Genomic DNA, 18,566 nt, shown 5'->3' with positions numbered 1-18,566 from the left:
ACCCGCAGCGGTCGTCCGTCGCCCACAGGGTGTCGTCGGCGTCCTCCTCCGGGTCCTCCCAACCGCCGGTCCAGTCGGAGAGGGCCCGCAGTTGGGCGAGCGCCTCGTCGAGCTGCGGGACCCGCATCGCCCGGCGGACGGCGGCGGCGTCGCAGCGGGCCAGCGCCTTCAGGGCCTCGCCGTCCGGGTGGGCCGTCAGCCGCCGCAGCGCCCGCGGGGAGAGCGCCCCGCCGATCCAGCGGCGGCCCTCCTCCAATCGTTCGACGAACCACCGCGTCCGCTCCGTGACCAGCCCGTCCAGCGCCTCCAGCGTCGCCGGGACCGGGTCGCGGTAGTGGATCGCCTTGCCCACGTCGTGCAGCAGGGCGGCCAGCAGAAACTCCTCGTCCCACGCCGTCTCCCGCGTGGCGAACACGTACGCCTGCAAACTGTGCGTGAGGCAGTCGCCCTCAGGGCGCCGGGGCGAACCGAGCTTCACGTCCGCCAGATCGTCCAACAGGGCCCGGTAGGCGACGAAGCGGTCGTCGTCGTATTCGACCGTCGGCGGGGGGGCGTCGTCCCGTTCCGCCGGTTCGTCATCGGCGAGCTCGTCCCGATAAGCCAGCCGGGCCAGCTCCGCGGTCACCTCCCGCGGATCGGGAATCTCGCCGATCCGCGGACGGGCCCGGCAGACGCGGCGGGCCGCCTTCTGCACGGCGGCGGGGAGGTCCGGCTGTTCGCCCTCCCGCAGCATCCGGGCCGCCTCGCGGGCGATCCGGCTCTGCCGGCGGGGATTCTCTCGTCGTGAAGTCGCCATCGCGGCGCGGGCCCCCGGGAACGGGGGCGGTTGGAGGTCGCCGGCACCCTACGCTCGCCCCCGGCCCCGCGGCAAGCGGCGCCCCCGGGGCCGCAATGTGGCGAAACCGCCACGGACGCAGCCTCCGACGAGGTCCGAACGCCACGCGCCGCCGACGAAAGGCCGCCCCCGCGGAGTCGCGGACGGCGAGATAAACCTTGCATCCGTCGAGAGTTGCGGCAACGCCCCGCTGCGGCGGGGGGGCTTCGGCACGGCGCTCGCTTCGAGGTCGGGGCAGAGATCGCGTCCCCGGCGCCCGCCGCGGACGCGGCCCCCGATCCCCCCGCCGTCGCCGGTCCCCCGACACCCGGGCCGGCTCTCCCCGGCGGCGGGGGGGCGTCGGGTCTTGCAGTTCGCCCCCGGACGACGCCGATTGCGGCGACGGGCGGTCAAACCGATCGGCCGGGCCCGTTTCCGCCGGATCGCCCGGCGGGTCGCGCGGGCGGCGCCGGTTCGGCGGGCGTTGCGAGGGGAACCTCCGGGGCTGCCGGCGGGTTCGTCCGGCGCGACCGATTGACGCGACCTAGCGTTTCGCACGCATGGTTTCCCGCCCGCCCGTCCGCCGCACGAAGTCTCGTCGACGTCCCACGTCGCGGCGGGGGGCGGCGTTGGTGGAATTCGCCGTCTGCCTGCCGCTGTTCGCCTTGTTTTTAGCGGCGATCATGGAGGTGAACCACGCGTCGATGACCGCCGCCACGATGCGGGCCGCCGCGGAGAAGGCCGGCCGATTCGGCGTGATGGAGGGGGTGAGCACCGCGGAGGTCGAGGCCCTGGCCCGGGAGACCGCCGGCGCCGCGGTCCCCGGCGGGCACGTCCGCGTATTGGTGAAGAACGCCGCCGCCTTCGATGCCGGCGGCGATCCGACGTCGCTGCCGGCGACCTCGCTGCCGAACATCGAACTGCTTTCCGCCCGCCCCCGCCAGCTGTTTCTGGTGCGGGTGGAGGTGACCTACGCGGACGTCAGCCTGATCCCCCCGTTCCTGCTCAAAGGGCCGGACGGCGGACCGAAAGTGATCTACGGACAGGCCGTCAATCGCCATGAATAGCCGCCGCCCCGCCGTCCGCGGCCTTCGCTTCGGCCGCCGTATCGGCCGCCGTTCCGGTCGCCGCTTTGAGCGGCGGGGGGCGGCGTTCGTGGAGTTCGCCGCCCTCGCGCCGTTCTTCATCATGCTGGTGGTCGCCAGCGCCGAGATGAACGCCTGCATCCAACAGGTGCACCGCCTCTCGGCGGCGCTGCGGGAGGCCGGGCGGCTCGCCTCGATGGACTGGGACGAAGCCCTGCCCGGCAGCCAAACCCCGGGGGACAAGATCGAGCAGGACGTCAAGAACTTCCTCGCCGCGGGCGGCACCCCGCGGGAGGACGTGACGTTCTCCATGACGCACGCCGAAGGCGACTCGGCCGGTCAGCCGTTCGAGTTGGGCGCCGCCGAGAACCGGCTGGAGCTGTTCACGATGGAGGCCAGTCTGCCCACGCCCGGCGGGGCGTTCGCCCAGTTGTGGTTCGGCGAGCGCCTGCGGGCCCGATTCACCTTCCGCGCCGGCCGCGACGTTCATGCGCTCTGACGCCGCCCCCGCCTCCGCCGGCGAGCGGCGCCCCGCCGCCTGCGGAGACAGGGACTCCACAGGACTCCTTGCCGACTCTCCGCTGACTCCCGCCTGACCGCCGCCGACTCATGATCCGCCTCCTGCACACCGTCCGCGTTCCGTGGCGTCCGGCCCGCGACCCCGACCGGCGGGGGGTCTTCACGCCGATCGCGGCGGTCAGTCTGTTCGCGGTGCTGGGGTTCGTGGCGCTGGGCGTGGACTTGGGGCTGATCTCCCTCACGCGGGCGCGGATGCAGTTCGCCACGGACGCCGCCGCCCTCGCCGCGGCCCACGAGTTGTCCGACGTCGTCGCGGAGGGCGAGGACCCCGCCGCGCTGGACGCAGAGATGGCCGGCCGGGCCCGGGCGATGGCCGTGAAGGTCGCCGGGATGAACGAGACGTTCGTGGACGACGACCTCGACGTGCGGTTGGGCCGACGGGTCTACGACGGCGACCTAGGCCGCTACCGCATCGTGTGGGGCTCCGCCCCGTACAACGTGGTGGAGGTGTCCGCCCGCAAGGAGAACCCGGACGTTTCCGCCCCGGACGGGCAGATGCCGGCGTTCTTCAGTCGCATTTTCGGGCTGACGGGGCACTCGTTTCGCGTTTCCAGCATCGCCTACACCGAGCCCCGCGACCTGGTGCTGGTGCTCGATTATTCCGGCTCGATGAACGACGACAGCGAGTTCCCGGCGTTCGACCGCCTTGGCGAGGCGGCGGTGACCGAAAATATGCTGGCGATCTACGACGCCCTCGGGCTGGACGACGGCCTGCTGCCGGACGTGCCGGAGCGGGTCACGCTGCACGGCGTGCCGGAGAACACGCAGCGCCGCATTCCTCATATCACCTTCACCCCCGGCCCCTGGGGCGGGCAGGTCACCAGCACGGCCGACATCGACCGCCTCTGGGTCCTGGACAACGGCGGCCGGTGGACGCGGCACGACAACGTCGGCCGGTCCCACACCTTTTCCACCAGCGGCTACCGCGTCGAGGAGGTGCGGGTGCGCTCCTGGCGGAACGATCGGGAGTTCGGCGAGTACGGCGAGCGGATCGTCTTTAATACGGAAAACACCCTCCGGGGCCTGGGGCTGGACGGCGTGGACTACTCCTTCCCCGGCGGCAGTTGGAGCGAGTTCTTCTGGTTCATGGAGCACACCAACACCGCCTATCGCGCCGGCCAGTTGATGGAGTACGGCAAGCCGGGGCTGGTCAGCTACATCCTCGCTTATCACCCCAGCCACGCGGAGACCCCCGATCTGTGGAAGGCGCCGGCTCAGCCCTTCCACGCCATGAAGGAGGGCGTGACGCAGTTGACGCAGTACCTCGACAGCCTCGGCTACGGGGACCACCTCGGCCTGGTCAGCTACGACACGACCGCCCGCTGGGAGACCCGCGTGAACGACCCGGACGCCGGCATGGTCGCGGACGTCTCCGACGACCCGATCACCATGGACTACGCCGCGATCGACACGATCCAGCGGCACCGGCAGGCCGGCTACTACCGGTCCACCACCGGCCTGGGCGACGGCGTGAGGGAAGCCCAGCGGATGCTCGCCGAGCACGGCCGCTACGGCGCCCGGCCGACGATCCTGGTGATGACGGACGGCAACGCCAACGTGAGCCCCAGCGGCTTCTCCCTGCCGAGCGACTGGAACTGGGACGAACTGACCGACTTCGACGGCGACGGCGCCGCCGACTACACGACCGGCGACCGCCACAAGCAGTACGCCTTCTATCACGCCCGGGAGGCGATTCGCGCCGGGGCGACGGTGCACACCCTCAGCGTGGGCGCCGGGGCGGACAGCGACCTGATGAACGCGATGGGCTACGCCGGCAGCGGCGTGCACATCGACGTGCCCGGCGGGAACAGCTCCGAGGAGAACGAGGAACTCTTGCGGGAGGCCTTCCGCCAGATCGCCGCCCGCGTCCCCCCGCCCCGCCTGATGCTCGACCGCGACGCGGAATGAGCGCTTTTCTGCGAGTCGTCGCGGAGCTTACCAGCCCGGAGCGCAAGCTCCGGCCGTGCGTGTGTCGGACTTCGGCTGCGCCGACGGCCGATGCTGGCGCATCGGGCTGGTCTCGGCCGCGACGCTCAGGGGAAGAGCGCTTTCATTCCGGAGAGCCCGTCCGCCCGGTCACGCCGCCGGGCGGACGCGGTCGCGGAACTGTTTGAGCAGGGCGAAGTGTTCCGCATCGTCCCGCCGGGCGATCAGCTCGGCGGCGAACGCGACCGGGAATCCCGGCAGTGCGCCGCTCTCCTCTGAAATTTTATAGCCGTCGTCGCCGGTCCGGCGGTGGACGGTGAGGGCGTCGTCCGCCCAGACCCAGACCTCCGGCACGCCGAGGGCGGCGTAGATCGGCAGCTTGGCGACGCCCGGGCTGGTGACGTCGACTTCGACGCACAAATCCGGCGGCGGATCGCCGGCGGCGAGGTCGACGTGATTTCGCCTCCGCAGCGCTTCGGCGTGGGCGAGGTAGAACGATTCGTCGCCCTCTAAACCGCGTCGGAGGTCCTCACGGTTCTGAGTGACGGCGCCGGACGGCCGGACCGACAGCTTCCGCTCCTCGCAAAACGCTAGGATCAGAGCCGCCAGCATCCGGGAGACGGTCTCGTGCAACAAACCGTTCGGCCTCTCGATCTCCAGCAGGCCGCCGTTCGGGCCGTCGTAGGTCAGCTTGACGTGCTCGTTCTCCGGCTTGGCCCGCAGGCCGACGTACTCCTCCCAAGTGACCCCCCGCAGCACCGTCGGCCGGTGCAACACCGGCGACCGCCGGGCGGCGGGCCGCTCGTCAGTCGGCGGCGGCGGGTCGGCAAGCTGCGGCATTGGAGGGCTCCTCGTTTCGAGAGACGCATTGTACCCGCCATGACGCCCTCACGCCCCGGGGGCGTCCGCGGACGGCAGAAAGCGTGCCGCGAGACGCGGCGCCTGAACTTACGACGCGCGTCCCCCACATGCTCACGCTATCCGCATCCGCTCCGCCGGCCGGTGAGAGCGTGGCGCCGAGCGTCAGGCGAATTTGTCAGCCCCGCGGCCTCCTCGAGCGAACGATCCAACGGGACGGCGTACCGCAGTAATTCCGCGGCGACGTCGTCGCGGGTCTTCGTGAGCGTTAGCAAGGTGCTCAACGAGTTCTGAACGCCCTCGCTCAACACATCCTTTGGGACGTGCCCCGTCCAAGAAACCGACCGCACACGGGGCAGTTCAGGCAACGCCTCCTCGTCGTACCTCAAGTCCGAGGCGATCTCGCCGAGGAGATAACGGCGCCGGTCCCGATCATATGAGACGACCCCGTCGCCGACGGTCACTTCGTCCCGCCACCGGATCAACTGGCTCGCCCCGCTCATGGCGGCTTTTTTCGAGCTGCCGGGATAGGCGGCACGTACTAACGCCACGAGGTCGTCTTTCGGAAGGTCAACATCCACTCCCGCGGCTTTCCACCCCAAACCGACGACCTCGGCTTCCTCGAAGTCGCCGATATATCGCCCCTCCCGACCGGCCCGGACGAGCCAGATGGGGCGGCTCTCCGGGGGGCGGTCGATGGAGCGACGATTGGTCATGGGCCGCTTTAAATCGCCGCGATAATCGCGTCGGCCATTTCGCTGGTGCCCACGGCGGTGGGGTCGTTGCGGTCGGCCTTCAGGTCGTAGGTGACGTGTTTGCCCTCCTCGATCACCTTGGCGACGGCGGCGTCCAGGGCGTCGGCGGCTTTGTGCTCGCCGAGGTGGGCCAGCATCATCTTGCCGGAGAGGATCAGCGCCGTGGGGTTCACCTTGTTCTGGCCGGCGTACTTCGGGGCGCTGCCGTGGGTCGCTTCGAAGATCGCGGCGTCCGGGCCGATGTTGCTGCCCGGAGCCACGCCCAGGCCGCCCACCAGGCCGGCGCACAGGTCGCTGAGGATGTCGCCGTAGAGGTTTTCCGTCAGCAGGACGTCGTACAGCTCCGGCTTCTGGACGAGCTGCATGCACATGTTGTCGATCAGGCGCTCGTTGTATTTCACGCCGGAGGCGTCGATGCCGGTCACCTCGGCGTCCGGCTCGACGCCCTCTTTTTCCTCTTCCCACTCGAACTGGGCACCGCAGGCCAGGGCGACGGCGCGGGTGCGGTCGTACCACAGGCCGTCGGTGAACTTCATGATGTTCGCCTTGCAGATGGACGTGACCGTCTTGCGGCCGTTGTCCACGGCGTATTTAAACGCCTCGCGGGCGATGTTGCGGGTGCCGGGGTGACTGATCGGCTTGATGCTGATCCCGGTTTCGGCCGGCGGGGTGTTGATCTTCTTGCCGGGGGCCCGGTCGTTGATCGCCTCGATGATCTCGTTGGTCGGCTGCTCGCCGGCCCGGAACTCGACGCCGGCGTAGAGGTCCTCGGTGTTCTCCCGGACCACGACGAGGTCCACCGGGACGTTCTCGTACATCGTCCGCACGCCCTTGTACTGCTTGCAGGGGCGGATGCAGGCATACAAGCCCAGCTCCTGCCGCAGGAACACGTTGACGCTGCGGAAGCCCTTGCCGATCGGCGTGGTGATGGGCGCCTTCAGGGCGACGCCGTTCTTGCGGATGGACTCCATCACGCGGTCGGGCACGCCGCCCTCGGCCTCGATGACTTCGATGCCGCAGGCCTGCTCGTCCCAGTCGATCTTGCCGCCGTGGGCCTCGATCGCGGCGTCCACGCAGCGGCGGGTGGCCTGGGCAATCTCGGGGCCGACGCCGTCGCCGGGGATCAGGGTGACTTTGTGCATCGAAATTTCGGCGGAATATTGTCGGAAACGGATGGCCGGGGACGGCCCGGGCGGCGGGGCAGGATACCGCCGGGCGCGCGGCGTTGCGACCGCCCCGCCCGCGGCGAACGATGGGGGTCTCGCCCGCCGCGCCCGCCGGAGATTCCGCCATGTTCGCCCCGCCGCTGTCCCGCCGTTCGTTCGTCGCCGGCTCGCTGGCCGGGGCCGCCGCCCTCGCCCTGCCCCGCCGCGGCCGAGCGGAGTCGCCGGGCGTGGCGAACGCGAACGTGCCGGTCCGCAAGCTGACCGACGGGCCGCGGCATCACTGGTTCGGATACTACGACAAGCTGCAGTTCTCGCCCGGCGACCAGTTCGTGCTGAGCAACGCGGTCGACTTCGAAGGCCGCAGTCCGACCGCCGACGATTCGATCGGCGTCGGCTTCGTCGACCGCAGGGCCGACGACGGCTTCCAGGAGGTCGGCCGGTCCGCCGCCTTCGGCTGGCAGCAGGGGTGCATGCTGCAATTCCGGCCGGGGCACGGGGACGAGATCGTCTGGAACGACCGGGAGGGCGACCGCTTCGTCTGCCGATTGCTGGACCTGAGCCTCGAACCGACGGACGGCCCCAGCCTCCGCACGATTCCCGAGCCGGTCTACACCCTCGCCCCGGACGGCAAGACCGGGATTAACGCGGATTTCCGCCGGATCAACGACCTGCGGCCCGGCTACGGCTACGCCGGCCTGCCGGACCCGCACGCGGACGAACTGGCGCCCGAAGCCAGCGGCGTGCGGTCGGTGGACCTGGACAGCGGGGAAAGCGAACTCATCTTCAGCATCGCCCAAGCCGCGGCGATCGAGCCCCGCCAGCCGTCGATGGACGGGGCGAAGCACTATTTCAATCACCTACTGTTCAGCCCGAACGGGGAGCGGTTCATCGTGCTGCACCGCTGGCGGCCGGACGGCGGCAAGGGGGGCTTCCAAACCCGCATGTTCACGGTGAACGCGGACGGCTCGGAGCCCTACGTCCTCGACCCCAGCGGTTCGACGAGCCACTTTATCTGGCGCGACCCGGAACACATCTGCGCCTGGACGAAGCCGGCGGGGAAAGAATGGGGGTTTTATCTATTTAAAGATCGCACGGACGAGGTGACGCCCGTCGGGCCGGACAAAATGCCGGTCAACGGTCACAACACCTATCTGCCCGCCCCGGAGGGCTCGCCGTGGAAAACCGGCGAGTGGATTTTGAACGACACCTACCCGAAGGGCCGAGAGCGGCTGCAAACCGTCTACCTCTATCACGTCCCGTCGGGGGAGCGGTTCGACCTCGCCTCGTTCCACAGCCCGCCGGCTTATAAGGGCGAGTGGCGCTGCGACACCCACCCCCGCGCCAGCCGCGACGGCCGCACCGTCTGCGTCGACAGCCCCCACGACGGCGGCCGGCAGCTTTACGAACTGGATATTTCGGGGATCGTCGGGTGAATGACGAATGAGGAATGTCGAATGACGAAGGGACGACGCTGTTCGTCATTCCTCATTCGACATTCGTCATTCCGCCCCCGGGTTGTCCGCGATCAGCTTCAAACAGTGCGGCACCGCCCCCCACACCGCCCCGAGGCACTGCGGGATCGCTTTGGGACTGCCGGGAAGCGTGAGAATCAGCGCGTTCCCCCGCACGCCGCAGGCCTGGCGGGCGAGGATCGCGGTGGGCACCTCGTCCCAGGCGTCGGCCCGCATTTTTTCCGCGAAGCCGGGCAGTTCCTTGTCCAGCAGGGGCAGAACGGCCTCCGGGGTGACGTCACGGGCCGTGGGGCCGGTGCCGCCGGTGGCGATGATCAGCCGGCAGCCGTCTTTGAGCAGCCCCAAAACCGCGTCGCGGATCTGCGGGGGTTCGTCCGGCACGACGCGGGCGTGCGGCTCCCAGCCGCCGTCATGGTCGGCGAGCCGTTCCTCGCAAAACGCCCGCACGGCGGGGCCGCCGCGGTCCTCATAGACCCCGGCGGTCGCCCGGTCGGAGACGGTTAGGATGCCGACGCGGAGCACGACTTGAGAATCTTTTGGAGAAGCAAAGTTCAGAGCGAATTGATGAGGAAGAACGGGCCGTCGCGGCCGTCCAGCCATTTTCGCAGTCGCTTGAGGTAATCGGCTAGCGAATCTTCGGTCACAGTTCCGCCGAATTCCTCAACGTCCGCCCACTCGGGGAGAACCGCAGCGATCTCGCCGTCTGTCAGGTTTCCAATTCGCTTCGTGAGCGACTCTGGAATCGTCTGCGGCCACGGCCCGTCGTCACGGGGATCCCCAATCAGGTCGAACCCGTCGAAGAGTTCCTCATAGGATGCGACGCCCAGTGCCTCACCGAGCTTGCACAGTTCGATCATGCCGATGCCCTTCGCCTGAAACCAGAGGTCTTTGGCGTAGGCGGCTTCAGAATCAAGTACGTCCCACAGTTCGGGTTCGCCGCAGTTGAGGATATCAGTGAACGGCATGTCCGGACTTCAGAACACCGGTTCAATGAACGCAGATTACCGCTCGTTCAGCGGTTCGAACAGGCGTTCGGTGGGGCGGTCGTAGGTGACGGTGGTTTCGACGTGGCCGCCGGGGGTGTCTTCCAACTGGCGGAGCTGCTCCATGGCGTGGGCGGCCCAGACGGGCACGCGGGCCACGCAGCGGGCCACGGCGCTGGTAACGTCCTCCTGATCGGTGATCGTGTGCCCGCCGCCGGGGGGGCCGTCGCCGTTGCACAGGGCGGCGGTAACCACCCCGTACAGGTCCGCCCCGCGGGCCGCGGCGAGGCGGGCGGCGAACACGTCCGGGCTGGGGGCGGGGTCGGCGGCGAGGACCATGTCCGCCATGAAGGCGACCTCCTCGGCCTCGGTCGGGGCCTTGCCGGTCAGCAGGCGGACGAGGTCGGCGGAGAAGGACAACGCCGGGTTCGCCGCGGGCTGCTTGCCGTTCTTGAAGAACCGGGTGGCGGCGAAGACCAGCGGCAGGCGGGCCATCAGGTCCACGGCCTGCGTGCGGAACGCCCCCGGACCGGTCAGCCCGGCCTGGGAGTCGAACTCGCCCAGCAGGCTGACCACCGTGCGGAGCGTCTGCCCGGGGGTCACGTGCAGGGGCAGCTCTTCGGTCAGCCCCCGGATGATCGGGGGGACCTCCGCGGCGCAGGTCAGCAGCGTGCGAAAGTCGGCGAGGTGGTCCGGGTCCGGCAGCGAGCCGTGCAACAGCAGGTAGGCGACGTCCGCGAACGTCCCCCCGCTGGCGGCCTCGGAGAGGCGGTACCCGCGGACGTCCGCGGCCTCCTCCCCGCGGCAGAGGGCCGTGTGCAGATGGGCGGACAGGCCGACGGGCATGGGGGGCGATCAGACCGGTAACGGACCCGCATAGTCTGGCGAACCGGCCCGATCGTCGCCACCGGAGCGCCCCCCGCCCGACGGTTCCCGCCCGGCTCCGCGGGGAGGAGGCGACGTCATTTCCACTGCTCCGCTTCGCTCTGGCCGGCGGCGAGGTAGCCCCGCAGTTCGCGGGCGACCTGGCCGCTGCGCTCCTCCCACAGGGCCCGCTTCACGCCCCAGCCCAGCGGCGTGATCGTGATCGTCACGTCGTTCAGGCCGACGGCGCTGCGGTTCTTGATCAGCTCCGCCCCGACCTTGACCCGCACCTCGACGGGGCAGTCGTCGCGGCGGCGGCCCCAGCGGCCGGTCAGGCCCGCCTGGCCCAGTTTGAAGCGGATCTCGGAGTCGGACACGCTCACCGCGCGGGCGGCGTGGTCCTCCAGGAAGCCGCGCATTTTGTGCACCACCATCGACGCCGCCAGGCAGGCCTGCACCGTCTGTTCGAGGCGGAAGCCGCCCCGGGACTCGCCCCGGGCGTCGGCGGCCGGGGCGTCGGCGGTGCGGTTCCGCCGCTCGGCGGCGGCGGGGTCGGCGCCGTCGCGGCGCTGGGCCTCCGTCCACGCCGTGACCTTGTTCCGGCCGCTCTCCTTGGAGACGTACAGCGCCGCGTCCGCCCGCTGGACCAGCGATTCAACGGTGTCGCCCTCCTCGAGGGCGGCGACGCCGAAACTGGCCGTCGGGCGGGGCTGGGAGCGGCCGTTGACCTTCGTGTCCGCGATCACCCGCCGCAGGCGGTCGGCCCGCTTGGCGGCGGCGGCCAGGTCGGTCTGCGGGCAGACGACGACGAACTCCTCCCCGCCGTACCGGCCGACCGTCTCGCCGCTGTAGCACTCCGCCTTGAGCAGCGTGGTCAGGTGCTTGAGCACCTCATCGCCCACGGCGTGGCCCCAGGTGTCGTTGATCGTTTTGAAGTGGTCCAGATCGAGGAACATCACCGCCAGCGGGCGGCCCTCCTCGCGGCTCTCCCGCAGGGCGCGGGCCAGCCGGGACTCCAACTCCCCACGGTTCGCCACCCCGGTGAGGGCGTCCCGGGAGGCGGCCCGGCGGAGCTCTCGATATTCCCGCGGGCGGTGCTGCCGGCGGTTGAGGTTCCGGTAGATCTCCGCCACCCCCCGCACCCCGCCGTCGGGGTCGGTCAGGGGGAAGACCTGCACTTCCACGTCGGCCCATTCGCCGAGGTCCTCGTCGTCGCCCCGGGCGTCCTCGCGGACGACGCGGCGGACCCTGACCGACTCCACCAGTGGGCGGCCGGTGGTCAGCACGCGGTCCAGCGGGCGGTCGGCGTCGGACAGCGGGTTGCCGTCGAGGTCGACGAGCTCCAGCGTGCGGCCCGTGCGGATCTCGCCCCGCAGGTCGCCGGCCCGATGGCCCAACAGGCCTTCCAAGCCGGGGCTCCAGACGGTGCAGCGGAGGTCCGCGTCCAGCAGGCAGAAGCCCTCGTACAGCGTCTCCAACAGGGACAGGTAGCCGAAGATGTGGCAGAACCGCACCGCCCGCAGCGCCGCGGCGGAGTCGGCGCCGGCGTTCCGGGCGGGGGCGAGCAACTCGTCCAGGGCGGACGCCTCCCCGTGGGTGCGCACCCAGCGGTCGAGGTTGTCGAGGATCGTGGGGTCGTAGCGATGGGCGGTGCGGCCGGACAGCGCCTTCAACGCCGCCTCGTGCGGGTAGCCGTCGCGGTACGGCTGATCGGTGCGGAGGGCGTCGTACGCCTCGCAGAGGCTGACGATGCGACCGGGCAGGTCGTGGACCTCGCTGCGGGCCCCGTCGTCGTCCAGGTCGTCCTCGGCACCGATGCGGCCGATGACGGCGAGCAGGTCGTCGCTGGCCCCGCAGGCCTGCAACACCGCGGAGCCGATGCCCCGGTGCAGGTCCATCAACTCCGCCTCGTCCGGGCACAGCGGGCCCGGTTTATAGAGGATGTTGTCCGGCACGCCGATTTTGCCCACGTCGTGCAGCAGGGCGGCGGTCTCGACGACGGCCAGTTCGGCCCCGCCCACGCCCAGCCCGCGGGCGACCCCGCCGGCCAGCCACGCGGCCCGGTGCGAGTGCGTGAGGGTGCGGTGGTCCCGATGCCGCAACGCGTCGATCAGGGCGTTCCGGCAGACCGCCGCGATCGGCGCTCCCGCGGGCGTCCCGCCGGGCGGTCGCAGATCGATCAGATCCATCAGCAGCCGCGGCGAATCCGTCGGCCGCGGCGGGGCCGACGCCGCCGCGGGCCGCCCGGCGTCGAAGCCGGCGGCGCGACCGCGGTCCTGAACGGCCAGTTCCGGGGCGAGCGGCGGCGGGGCGCTGGGGGAGGCGACCATGGGGGCGGGTTCCGATCGATCAGGACAATGGAGAGGAAAGGCCGGGGGGGCCGGTCAGTCGGCGGCGTGAGCCGCCTCCGGGATCGTGCGGGAGGACGAAACCCGGGACGGCCGGCCCGCGGACGGCGCCACGGACGGCGCCGCGGAGCCGGACGCCCCGCGGAGCAGCGGGTGCCGATCGAGCACGCCCTGCAGGGCCGCGGCGGCGTCGGCGAGTTCCTGCCGCTCCGCCCGCACCGCCGACAGTTCGCCGGCGGCGGTGCGGGTGCGTTCGGCGACCGCCCGGGTGGCGGCGTCCAGGGCGACGGCCCGCTCCTTCAGCGCCGCGTCCCGGTCGTCCAGCTCCGACTCGCGCTCGGCGAGTTCGGTTTCCCGATCCGCAAGCTCCGCCTCCCGGCCGGCCAGGTCGGCCTCGCGGTCGGCGAGGTCGGCGGCCCGCTCGGCCAGCGCCGCTTCGCGGGCGGACAGGGCGGCGTCGCGGGCGGCCAGCCCGGCTTCGCGCCGGGCCAGCGCCGCCGATGAGCGAGCCGCCCCGGCGTTCGTGAGGGCCGTGCCGGCATGCGTGGGGGAGTCCGGCTCCCCCGGCTCCGACGCCGACGGGCTCCAGTGCGTCAGGGCGGACGGGGAGGCGAACGGGTCGTTCATCACCGCCGGCAGCGTGTCGCCGAACGGATCGTCCAGCGGATCGTCGTCCAGCGGATCGTCGAACGGATCCGACGCCGACAGGTCCGACGCCGGCGGGGCGGCCGGCTGCGCGGGGGCGGCCGGCTGCGCGGGGGCGGCCGGCGGTTCGTCCGGCTCGTCCTGGCGGGCCGTCTCGCGAGCGGGCTTTTCGGTCCCGTCGTCGGCCGAGGCCTCCGCGGCGGCGGCGTCCCCGTCCTCCTCCCAACCGGCGCCGGGGGCGTCGTCGAGGGAGCAGGCGGCGCCGACGGCCGCGAGCCGGTTGTCTTCGCCGCAGCAGCCCAACGGGCCGCCGTCGGAGACGTCCACGCCGCGGCCGACATCGGGGAAGGAGCCGAGGTTCAACCGGCTGAGCAGGCCGAAGTCGCGGCGGATGCCGATGCGGATCGGCGGGCAGGCGCCGGCGGCGGCCTCGGCGGCGGTCAGGGCGCTGAGAACCGCCCGGTGCCCCCGGATGGAGCGGCTGCCGGCGGTCTCGTCCGCCACCGCAGAGGCCGCCGCCAGCGCCGCGTAGGCGCTGTTGGCCGTCATCGCCACCCCCCGGCCGGTCGGGTTGAGGTGCGTGCCGTCGGCGTATTGCCGGCCGTGCTCGTCGCGGTCCTCGTCGCCGCGGCCCAGGCGGGCGACGGTGGCGACGATCACGTCTTCGGCGGCGGTCAGTTCGCGGGAGGAGACGGTTTCGCCGGCGGCCACCTTGGCGGCCGGCCGCAGGGCGCGGCGGACCGCCTCCCCGCACCCGAACGCCGAGGGCATCCCCCCGTTGGCGCCGGCGTCCGGCAGACAGCGGCGGGCGGCCCGGGCGGCGCAGCGGTGGGCGTAGGCCACCACGGCCCGCAACGGCAGCGTTTTCAGTTCGTCGCCAGTCGGCAGGGCGGGCATGAGAGCGGCGGGGAAACGGGGCGAGGCCCCCTGCGACGAGGGGACGAAATCGACCGTAGGTCCGATTTCCCCGCCGCGCCGGGCGCTTCGCCGGCCGGCCCGTCCGGCGGCGGCCCGCGCGGCCGAACGGCCCCGGCGACCCGCATCTTCGGCGCGGCGGGGCCCGGGTCGGGACTTCCCCGGGCCGACGGCCGACCGGCGTCGCGCCCCGCCCGCCGTTTCGACCTACCCCTGACAAGACGCCGTCTCTCGCCGAGGCCGGTCGGCTCCCGCCGGCGTCGCTGCCGTCCCCCGCGGTTCTCTCCTCCCCCGTCGCCGTTCGTCCCATGATCGCCGCCGCCCCCTACCGCCCCGACCGACCCGAGCCCCGGCTCCGCCCCGCCTCGCGACTGGCCGCCGCCGCCCCGCGATTGGCCGACGCCGCCCCGTCGGCGGTCTCCTCGGGCACGCCGTCGGACGCTCCGCCCGCGGACCCGGCGAAGCTGGAGGCGTACATCTCCTCCGTGGCGGAGTTGCAGGCCGGGGACCTCGCCTCCCGCCGGCTGCTTACCCTGACCGGCCAGGACGATTTCGACATGCGGGAGGTCGTCCGCTGCGTGGAGTGCGACCCGGCCCTCACCGCAAAGCTGTTGCGGGTGGTCAACGGCGCCCGCTACGGCCTGCGGCACCGGGTGACCGGCGTGCGACGGGCCGCCGCCTACGTCGGCCGCCGCAGCCTGCGGCTGCTGGCGGTCACCTTCAGCCTCGCGGACCGCTTCATCCCCGACAAACCCCTGCACGCGGCGGTCTGGCGGCGGGCGGTGGTCAGCGCCGCGGCGGCCGCCGAACTGGCCAAGGGGGGCAGCGGCGAATCCCCCGCCGCCGACGAGGCCTACACCGCCGCCCTGCTGAGCGACCTCGGCGTGATGCTGCTGGGCGGCTTCGACCCGTCCGGCTATCCCGACCTGCACCTCGGCACGTCGCATGGCCCCGACCTGTTGGCCGCGGAGCGGGCTCGCTACGGCGTCGACCATGCGGAATTGGGCGGCCGGTTCCTGTTGAAGTGGGGGCTGCCGGAGGAACTGGCGGACGCCGCCGGCGGACACCACCGCGGACCGCACGAGCCCGGCCCGGACGGGTCCCCCGGCGGGGCCCCCGCCGCGGCGCTGGACGTGGTGGTTCGCATCGCCGACCGCTTCGCCGACGCCATTCTTTTCCCGACCGCCGACAGCGTGGGCCGAGCCGACGAGCTGGTGCGGACGTGGTTCCCCGGCCGATCGACCGGTCGGATTCTGGCCGGCGTGCTGAACGCCTCCGCGGAGGACGCCGACCTCTACCCCGGCGTCTCCGCCCCGGACAAACTCGCCACCACGGCGGCTTGGGCGGAGCAGCTCGACTGCCCCGAGTTGACCCTCGCCGCCGCCCAGCCGGAAACGCTGGCGGCGAAGCGGTAGGCCGTTCAAACAGCAACCCGAAGCGTCCGCGAGGGCGTCGGCGGCGGATCCGCCTGCCAGTTTCCTCGCGGACGCTTCGGGTTGGTTCTCGAACCGACTCGGCGTCGGTTCGCCCGGCCTCACCCCGCATCGCTCTCGGCCAGGGCCGCCACGTGGCCGAGGACGCGGCGGTGCACCCGGTGCAGGATCGCGTCCGTCCACGCCGCCCAGTAGGGCTGCGGGGCCATCTTCGTGCGGCACCAGGTCGTGCCCGTCAGCCGCGTCCGCCCGCCGGGCAGCGGTTCCAGCAGAAACTCCCCGCGGAGGCTCTCGAACGTGCCGTGCAGGTGCGGCGGGGCGGGGGCGAAGCGGCGACGTTTCCCCCCCGATCCGGCGGGGCGGCGGAGGCTTCACCCGGTCGGCCGTCGCTTGGGGTTTCGCGGGGGCGACGGACTCGGGGTCCCCGCGAAACCGCACGCGATCGGCGTCAGCTCAACCCCAGCGCCCGCAGCGTTGCGGCGGTGTCGGAGAAGTCGTCCAACAGGGCGTCCGCGGCGCTGTCGGCCAGTTCGTCGCGGGAATAATGCCCGGTCGCCACGGCCAGCGTTTTCGCCCCGATCGACTTGCCGCAGGTCACGTCCGCGGGGGTGTCGCCGACGACCCAGACTGCCTTGGGGTTCGCCTGCAATTCCGGCGGCAACGCCTCCAGGGCGGTGCGGGCGACCTCGTTGCGGTCGGGGGTGTGGTCGCCGTAGCCGCCGACGGACAGATCGAAATACTGCGCCAGGCCGAAGTGCGACAGCTTCGCCGCGGCCCCCTTGGCGTAGTTGCCGGTCAATAACCCGAGCAGCACGTCCTCCCGGGCGGCCAGCGCCTCCAACAGGGCCGGCACGCCGGGCAGCACGCGACCGTCGCCCTCGGCCAGCACTCCGGGCAAAGCGTCGAGGTAGGCCTCCTGGAAGACGCGGTGGCTCTCCGGCGTGTGCTCCGCCTCGTGGGCGGCGTGATATTCCCGGGCGATCGCCGTGTCGGTGCGGCCGTGGAAGTGGACGTCGTACTCGTCCAGGGCGGCGCCGAACGCGGCCTCCGCCGCCGCGGCCATCGCCGGCCCGCCGGACCCGGCCAGCAGCAGGGTGCCGTCGATGTCGAATAAAATTGCGTGCATCAATGCCGGAATTAGGATGTGGAATGTCGGATGGGAGATACGTCGGGGAGGAGCGGCGAGGGAAATCGGTCGTCACATCCGACATCCCCAATTCGACATCCCCAATCCGCGATCCCCATCCGCTCACGGCTCCGCCGACTCGCCCAGCACCTTGCGGAGCCGGCGGAGGGCCCGCAGGTGCCGCATGCCGGCGGCGGGTTGGCTCAGGCCCAGCGCCTGGGCGACCTCGCTGTTGCCGAGGCCTTCGATATGCCGCATCAATAATAAATCGCGGTCGTCCTCGCTCAGTTCGTCGAGGGCGGCGACGAATTTTTCCTCCAGCTCTTTACGGATGGTCGCCGCGGCGGGGGTCAGCTCCGCGTCTTTCAGTTGGGCGGCGAGGCGGACGCCGTCCTCGTCGTCGTCGCCGGGGCGGCCCTGGAGGGATTGCTCCCGGTCGACGCTCCGCTTGGCCGCGACGCGGTGCCGGCGGTGCATGTCGATGATCCGGTCGCGGGCCAGTTGCCGCAGCCAGAGGTGGAACGGCATCGAGCCGTCCGCCAGGAAGTCGTCCAGCCGTTTGTGGGCCTCCAGGAGCACGTCCTGGACGACGTCGCTGGCGTCCACCCGGCGCTGCACCTGCCGGTCCAGCCGCATGCGGACCAGCCGCTCCAGCGAGCGGCGGTGGCGGTCCATCAGGTCGTTGCGGGCGTCGGTGCGGGCCGGCCCCTCGGCCCGGCCGGCGTCGGCGAGCAACTGCTGGGTCTCGTCGCTGTTGGGCCACATGGGGCGGGGGCGGGCGGGAGGACGCGGGGGGCGGGCCGGCGATTGTAGCGAGCGCGAAATCAATGTCCGCGGCGCCGCTCCCGATGCTCGGCGAGGACGCCGCGGGCCTGCCGGTAGAGCCGCGCCTGCTGGCGGCGGATCGCCAGCGTCAGGTCCGCCGACGACCACCCCGCGTTCGCGGCGACCTGCTTCAGCAACCGGCGTTCGCGGCGGTCCAGCCGGCCGTCGATCAGCGCCGCCCGCACCAGGCCGTCCATCCACGCCTTCGCCGCGGCCGGATCGTCCGGCGGAGCGGGCGTTCCCTCCGCCTCCCGGGCGCTCTCCAACAGCCGTTCGGCCCGCTCCCGGGGGATCCCGTGACGTTGGGCGAAGGCGAGCAGATCGCGACGCTCCTTGTCGTGCAGTTCGCCGTCGGCCCACAGCATCCGGGCGGTCGCCGTCAGCAGTTCGACGTGATTGCTCAGTCCTTCGGCGGCCAGCCGGGGCGGCTCGTCGGCGTCGGTCGAGGACCGCAGCGCCTCGTGAACCAGCGGCTGGTAGGCGACCACGTCCTCCAGCACCCAGCCGTTCGAGCCGTCGTTGAGCGGGGCCCCGCAGAAGGCGCAGGCGTCCCGGCGGGAGGCGTCGATCGGGGCGCCGCAGTTCTCGCAGCCGGCCGAGGAGAACGTCCGGTCGACCGCCGAGAGCGCCCCCCGTTTGCGTTTGAGGATCATCTCGTCGGTGCGAATCCGCTGCGGGCCGAGCCGTTGCGGGTCGCGGCGGTCGCCGGAGGCCGGCGTCGCCGACCACCGCACCATCACCCGCAGGCGGTCGAAGCCGTCGCCCGGTCCCC

At 71.9% G+C, this 18,566-nt stretch carries 16 protein-coding genes and 1 pseudogene; 5 read left to right on the top strand and 12 right to left on the bottom strand.

Annotated elements, in window-relative coordinates:
* Positions 1 to 796, bottom strand: a pseudogene (locus ACG2DA_RS15300) (hypothetical protein); the annotation flags it as partial.
* Between the two features lie 650 nt (positions 797 to 1,446).
* Here ACG2DA_RS15300 and ACG2DA_RS15295 point away from each other — a divergent pair.
* The 3 genes from ACG2DA_RS15295 (at position 1,447) to ACG2DA_RS15285 (ending at position 4,386) form a co-directional block, all read left to right on the top strand.
* On the top strand, positions 1,447 to 1,881 hold the full coding sequence (locus ACG2DA_RS15295; RefSeq protein WP_395256655.1) for a TadE/TadG family type IV pilus assembly protein: 435 nt from the start codon (positions 1,447 to 1,449) through the stop codon (positions 1,879 to 1,881).
* Positions 1,874 to 2,398, top strand: a complete 525-nt coding sequence (locus ACG2DA_RS15290; RefSeq protein WP_395256654.1) for a TadE/TadG family type IV pilus assembly protein — start codon at positions 1,874 to 1,876, stop codon at positions 2,396 to 2,398. Before ACG2DA_RS15295 ends, ACG2DA_RS15290 begins: the two co-directional genes overlap by 8 nt.
* 110 nt (positions 2,399 to 2,508) lie before the next feature.
* The gene (locus ACG2DA_RS15285; RefSeq protein WP_395256653.1) at positions 2,509 to 4,386 is read left to right on the top strand and encodes a pilus assembly protein TadG-related protein; all 1,878 of its coding nucleotides are present in this window, start codon (positions 2,509 to 2,511) and stop codon (positions 4,384 to 4,386) included.
* Between the two features lie 168 nt (positions 4,387 to 4,554).
* On the opposite strand, the gene ACG2DA_RS15280 is transcribed toward ACG2DA_RS15285, so the two are convergent.
* The 3 genes from ACG2DA_RS15280 to ACG2DA_RS15270 form a co-directional block, all read right to left on the bottom strand.
* The gene (locus tag ACG2DA_RS15280; RefSeq protein ID WP_395256652.1) at positions 4,555 to 5,244 is read right to left on the bottom strand and encodes a Uma2 family endonuclease; all 690 of its coding nucleotides are present in this window, start codon (positions 5,242 to 5,244) and stop codon (positions 4,555 to 4,557) included.
* A gap of 137 nt (positions 5,245 to 5,381) precedes the next feature.
* Entirely contained in the window at positions 5,382 to 5,978 is a 597-nt protein-coding gene (locus ACG2DA_RS15275; RefSeq protein WP_395256651.1) for a hypothetical protein, read from the bottom strand.
* An 8-nt stretch (positions 5,979 to 5,986) separates the two neighbouring features.
* Positions 5,987 to 7,159, bottom strand: a complete 1,173-nt coding sequence (locus tag ACG2DA_RS15270; RefSeq protein WP_395256650.1) for an isocitrate/isopropylmalate dehydrogenase family protein — start codon at positions 7,157 to 7,159, stop codon at positions 5,987 to 5,989.
* Positions 7,160 to 7,308: 149 nt separating this feature from the next.
* On the opposite strand from ACG2DA_RS15270, the gene ACG2DA_RS15265 reads away from it, so the two are divergent.
* A complete protein-coding gene (locus ACG2DA_RS15265) occupies positions 7,309 to 8,616 on the top strand; it encodes a hypothetical protein (protein WP_395256649.1) in 1,308 nt (435 codons plus the stop codon).
* A 66-nt stretch (positions 8,617 to 8,682) separates the two neighbouring features.
* On the opposite strand, the gene mog is transcribed toward ACG2DA_RS15265, so the two are convergent.
* The 5 genes from mog to ACG2DA_RS15240 form a co-directional block, all read right to left on the bottom strand.
* Positions 8,683 to 9,177, bottom strand: a complete 495-nt coding sequence (gene mog, locus ACG2DA_RS15260; RefSeq protein ID WP_395256648.1) for a molybdopterin adenylyltransferase — start codon at positions 9,175 to 9,177, stop codon at positions 8,683 to 8,685.
* Between the two features lie 29 nt (positions 9,178 to 9,206).
* The gene (locus ACG2DA_RS15255) at positions 9,207 to 9,620 is read right to left on the bottom strand and encodes a hypothetical protein (RefSeq protein WP_395256647.1); all 414 of its coding nucleotides are present in this window, start codon (positions 9,618 to 9,620) and stop codon (positions 9,207 to 9,209) included.
* A gap of 36 nt (positions 9,621 to 9,656) precedes the next feature.
* Entirely contained in the window at positions 9,657 to 10,484 is an 828-nt protein-coding gene (locus tag ACG2DA_RS15250; protein ID WP_395256646.1) for a citrate/2-methylcitrate synthase, read from the bottom strand.
* Between the two features lie 116 nt (positions 10,485 to 10,600).
* A complete protein-coding gene (locus ACG2DA_RS15245) occupies positions 10,601 to 12,832 on the bottom strand; it encodes a diguanylate cyclase (protein WP_395256645.1) in 2,232 nt (743 codons plus the stop codon).
* Between the two features lie 54 nt (positions 12,833 to 12,886).
* Positions 12,887 to 14,392 carry a hypothetical protein gene (locus ACG2DA_RS15240; RefSeq protein WP_395256644.1) on the bottom strand — a complete coding sequence of 502 codons (1,506 nt, stop codon included), beginning with the start codon at positions 14,390 to 14,392 and terminating at the stop codon, positions 12,887 to 12,889.
* 326 nt (positions 14,393 to 14,718) lie between these two features.
* Between ACG2DA_RS15240 and ACG2DA_RS15235 the strand changes: the two genes are divergently transcribed.
* Positions 14,719 to 15,825, top strand: coding sequence for an HDOD domain-containing protein (locus tag ACG2DA_RS15235; RefSeq protein WP_395256643.1), 1,107 nt, complete (start codon positions 14,719 to 14,721; stop codon positions 15,823 to 15,825).
* Between the two features lie 466 nt (positions 15,826 to 16,291).
* Here the strand turns inward: ACG2DA_RS15235 and ACG2DA_RS15230 are convergent, their stop codons facing one another.
* From ACG2DA_RS15230 to ACG2DA_RS15220, 3 genes are all read right to left on the bottom strand, one after another.
* Entirely contained in the window at positions 16,292 to 16,969 is a 678-nt protein-coding gene (locus ACG2DA_RS15230) for an HAD family hydrolase (RefSeq protein WP_395256642.1), read from the bottom strand.
* Between the two features lie 123 nt (positions 16,970 to 17,092).
* Positions 17,093 to 17,734, bottom strand: a complete 642-nt coding sequence (locus tag ACG2DA_RS15225) for a sigma-70 family RNA polymerase sigma factor (RefSeq protein ID WP_395256641.1) — start codon at positions 17,732 to 17,734, stop codon at positions 17,093 to 17,095.
* A 59-nt stretch (positions 17,735 to 17,793) separates the two neighbouring features.
* Positions 17,794 to 18,566 (bottom strand): TerB family tellurite resistance protein (locus ACG2DA_RS15220; RefSeq protein WP_395256640.1); only part of this gene is annotated, 773 nt, incomplete at its 5' end.

The organism is Alienimonas sp. DA493 (assembly GCF_043951915.1).
GTDB lineage: Bacteria > Planctomycetota > Planctomycetia > Planctomycetales > Planctomycetaceae > Alienimonas.
The sequence above is the reverse complement of the archived record's forward strand: the minus strand, read 5'-3'. Positions and strand labels throughout refer to the sequence as shown.